Annotated in this window: 1 pseudogene; it reads left to right on the top strand. The window is 69.5% G+C overall.

The features are described from left to right. A pseudogene (locus tag IJ15_RS0124460) lies at positions 1-120 on the top strand (pyridoxal 5'-phosphate synthase glutaminase subunit PdxT); the annotation flags it as partial. Positions 121-226: the final 106 nt, after the last annotated feature.

Below are 226 nucleotides of genomic sequence, written 5' to 3'. Positions count from 1 at the left end.
GCCGCCGGACACATCGTCGCGGTTCGGCAGGGCGCTGTCCTGGCGACCTCGTTCCATCCGGAGGTCACCGGTGACCGGCGTGTGCACGGGCTGTTCGTGGACATGGTGCGGGGGAACTGACCTTCCGCGCCACGGTCACCGGCGACAGGCTGTCACCACGCGTTCAGGGCGTCGAGGATCTGGGGGCGGGACTTCCACAGCTCCTCCGACCAGTACCCCCACGCGT

Source organism: Prescottella defluvii (genome assembly GCF_000738775.1).
Lineage (GTDB): Bacteria > Actinomycetota > Actinomycetes > Mycobacteriales > Mycobacteriaceae > Prescottella > Prescottella defluvii.
The sequence above is the reverse complement of the archived record's forward strand: the minus strand, read 5'-3'. Positions and strand labels throughout refer to the sequence as shown.